Here is a 3,538-nt window from a genome sequence, read left to right as displayed (position 1 = left end):
ATCTCCCGGTGCGGGCGGGGTTCCGAGGCGGCTCGGCTCCGGGTACGGGGCGGTTTCCGACACGCATCCGCTGCGGAGGTCCGGTCTCCGACGTGGCCGGCGTTTCGGTCCGGCGCCGGTTCGCGGCCCCAGGTTGCGGGGTCCGGATCCGGCGCCGGCCGCTCGGCGGGTGGTCAGCTCTTGACCGAGATGCCGCGCTTCTTCAGGTCGTCGACAGTGGCCTTCTGCGCCTCCTCCAGCGAACCGGTGACGCTGCCGCCGCTGGAGAGCTTGCCGAGCTGGTCCTTGAGGACGGTGTTGGTCTGCGTCATCGACGGCCCCCACGTCCAGCCGGTGCCGATCTTGCCCGCCGCGTCGGTGAACAGCGAGTAGATGTCCTGCTTGCCGAAGAACGCCGTGTCGAACGCCTGGGCGGCGCCGGGCACCAGTTCGGTCGAGGCCGGGTACGCGCTGGAGGTGCCACTCGCGATCCGCGCGGCGATGCCCTCCTTGGTCGTGGTCATCCACTCGATGAAGGTGAGCGCGGCCTTGGTCTTCTTGCTGTCCTTGCTCACCGCGAAGGTCGAGCCGCCGAGCATGGCGTTGGCGGGGGTCCCCCAGTCGGGCAGCGGCGCGACGGCCCACTTGCCGGCGAGGTCGGGCTGGCTGCTCTTGAGGACGCCCGCGCTCCACGCGGCGCCGACGATGCCCACGGTGCCGCCGCTCTTGAGGTCGGCGTTCCACTGCTGGCTGAACGAGGGCTGCACGCGCACCAGGTCGTCGGCGACCAGCTTGTTCCAGAAGTCACCTACCTGGCGGGACTTCTCGTCGGTGAGCGAGACCTTCCACGACTCGCCCTCGGTGGCGAACCACGAGCCGCCGGCCTGCCACGTGAGCCCGGCCAGGGTGCTGGGGTCGTCGGGGAAGAAGGTACCGATCCGCGCCTTCGCGTCGGCCGCCTTGACCTGCTCGGCGGCGGCCCGGTACTCGTCCCACGTCTTGGGGACGGGGATGTTGTGCTCGGTGAAGAAGTCGGTGCGGTAGTACAGCGCCATCGGCGCGGCGTCCAGCGGCACCGCCCAGGTCTTGCCGCCCAGTTCGGTGAGCTTGTTGACCTGCGCCGGGAACTTCGCCTTGAGCCCCGACACCTTGGCCGAGAGGTCCTGCACTGCCCCCTGGCTGACGAAGTCCGGGAGCTGCGGGTATTCGATGGTCAGCACGTCGGGGGCGTTGCCCGCCTTGACCGCGTTGGACATCTTCGCGTAGCCGCCGGCGTTGCCCGAGGGGATCTGCTCGTACTTGACCCGGATGTCGGGGTGCGACTTGTTGAACGCGTCCACCACTTCCTGGGTGCCCTTGGTCCAGGACCAGAAGCTGATCTCCTGCGTCTGGCCGGCCCCGGCGCCGGCGCCGCTGTCGGCGGCGCCGGCCTTCTTCTTGTCGTCGTCGCCGCCACCACCGCAGCCCGTGACGAGACTGAGGCTGGTGACTATGCCGACGATGGCCGTACACAGTCTGATGGACGTGCGCTTGGACGTGCGCTGCATGGACCGCTCCCGGGTCGAACCTGCTTCAAAGGCGATAGCGAGCATCATTCGGTCAGGAGCGAACAGCGTCAAGAGCAAATGAACAATCGATGAAAAACGAAACTCTTTATGATCGTTCGATCACAGAGCGGTTCGTACGGTCGCCGGGCTTTGACCGTCGCCGTCTCGGGCGCCGTCTCGGGCGCCGTCTCGGGCGCCGTTTCCGACGTCGGGGCTTCGGTCGCGGGTGCCGCGGTCGGTCCTGGGGTCGTCGGTCTTGTGGTCGTCGGTCTTGTGGTTGTTGATCCTGCGGTCATCGGTCTTCGGGTTCTCGGGCGGCTCGTCGGGGCCCGTCGTCGCGCGCAATCGCAGTTGCGGCACCAGGGAGATGTGCCGCGGCGCGAGGCCCTCGCCGCCCGCCAGGCGCCGCGCGAGCAGTTCGACCGCGGTCCGGCCGACCTCGGCCTTGGGCGGCGCGATGGCGCTGAGCGGCGGGTCGGCGAGCGCGGCGACCTCGTCGTCGTACGCGATCAGGGCCAGGTCGCCGGGCACGTCGAGGCCGGCCGCGCGCAGCCGAGAGACCAGCAACAGCGCGTCCTGGTCGTTGTGCACCAAGGCCGCGGTGGCGTCGCCGGTACGCGCGGCCTCGATCACCCGCGCCACGGCGCGGTCGAAGCCGTCGGCGTCGTCTCCCGGATTCGGGGTCTCCACGCCGTCCGGATCCGGCGATTCCAGGCCCAGCGCGGCGATCGCGGCGGCGTAGCCGGCCCGTACCGCAGGCGTGGTCGGGCTGCCGAGCCGGGCCACGAGCAGGATCCGGGTATGGCCCAGATCGGCGAGCCGGCGCACCGCGTGCGCGGCGCCCAACGCGTGGTCGGAGGCCACTCGGTCCAGGTGTTCGAGTCCCGACCCGACTTCGGCGCGTCGCTCGACGAGTACGACCGGGACCGGCAGTCGGCCCATCCACGCGTCCGCCCCGCCGGGTCCGGGCGCGCGCGAGGGGGTGAGCAGCAGGCCGTCGACGCCGCCGCGCAACAGCTGGTCGACCTGGTCGCGGTCCTCGCTCGGCAGATAGCGCGAGATCCCGAGCACGAGCCGGCCGCCGATCGCCTCGACCGCGTCGCGGGCACCGCGGACCACCTCGGGAAAGTAGTACGTGGCCGACGGCACGAGCATGCCCACCATCGGCCCCTCGTGGCCCTCCGCGCGCGATCGGGCGGGGGCCGAGCCCGCTCCCGGGTGCGCGGTCGGGGCGGACGGGCGCGCGTGCGGCAGGGTGGCGCCGCCGTGTACCCGGTCCAGGAGCCCGTTCGCGGCCAGTTCCGCGACGTCACGGCGCACCGTGACGGGTGACACGCCCAGTTGCTCGGCGACCTCGGTCACCCGGACGCTGCCCTGCTCACGCGCCACCTTGAGGATGTGTTCGTGTCGCTGTTCGGCCAACACCGTCGACGCCGTCCTTCCATCTCGCGCACGCCCCCGATCCGGCGTCCGACCCACCGCGCCCGACTGCTGCCGGGCTTGTCCAGCCTATGACATTCGCATTCGCTTTTGATTGAAACAGATCGTTCGATCAAAACGACCCTTGACCCGATCGATCGGCTCCGCCTAGCGTGTGGAAAGCGCGTTCCCGGGCGTGGTGCGGGTGGGCGGATCATCGGACGTCCCGAGTCGAGCGGACGTCCCGAGTCGAGGAGTACACGTGGGCCCATCGCACCCGTTCGTCGTAGCGCCGGAAGGCGGGACGGCGCGCCCGTCGGCGAAGGACGCTACGGCGCGTCCGCCGGCCGAGGAGGGTGCGGCGCATCCGTTCGTGCTGCCGCCGGAGGACCGTGAGTCGAGCCCGTACACGGGTTGGACGCGGGCCCATTGGGAGGCAGTCGCCGACGGCCTCGTCGCGGCGGTCGAGCCGTACCGCTCCCCCGGTGGTGCGCTGATCACCCTTCCGGGGCCCACGAGTTGGTCCGGCGCGCGCTCCGACGGACTCGAAGGTTACGCCCGCACGTTCCTGCTCGCGGCGCTGCGCGCGGCAG

At 70.9% G+C, this 3,538-nt stretch carries 3 protein-coding genes; 1 reads left to right on the top strand and 2 read right to left on the bottom strand.

Annotated features, from left to right (window positions below; all coding sequences use genetic code 11):
• Positions 1 to 173: 173 nt before the first annotated feature.
• Positions 174 to 1,526: a sugar ABC transporter substrate-binding protein gene (locus tag GT354_RS51875; RefSeq protein WP_161365480.1), complete on the bottom strand. Its 1,353-nt coding sequence runs from the start codon at positions 1,524 to 1,526 to the stop codon at positions 174 to 176.
• 120 nt (positions 1,527 to 1,646) lie between these two features.
• Positions 1,647 to 2,951 carry a substrate-binding domain-containing protein gene (locus tag GT354_RS51870; protein ID WP_346012548.1) on the bottom strand — a complete coding sequence of 435 codons (1,305 nt, stop codon included), beginning with the start codon at positions 2,949 to 2,951 and terminating at the stop codon, positions 1,647 to 1,649.
• Positions 2,952 to 3,318: 367 nt separating this feature from the next.
• Here GT354_RS51870 and GT354_RS51865 point away from each other — a divergent pair.
• A partial coding sequence (locus GT354_RS51865) for a DUF2264 domain-containing protein (protein WP_161365482.1) occupies positions 3,319 to 3,538 on the top strand: 220 nt, incomplete at its 3' end.

Source organism: Streptomyces sp. SID3343, assembly GCF_009865215.1.
In the GTDB taxonomy this organism is placed as follows: domain Bacteria; phylum Actinomycetota; class Actinomycetes; order Streptomycetales; family Streptomycetaceae; genus Embleya.
Note: the sequence above shows the minus strand (reverse complement) of the source record. Positions and strands in the feature narration are given on the sequence as shown.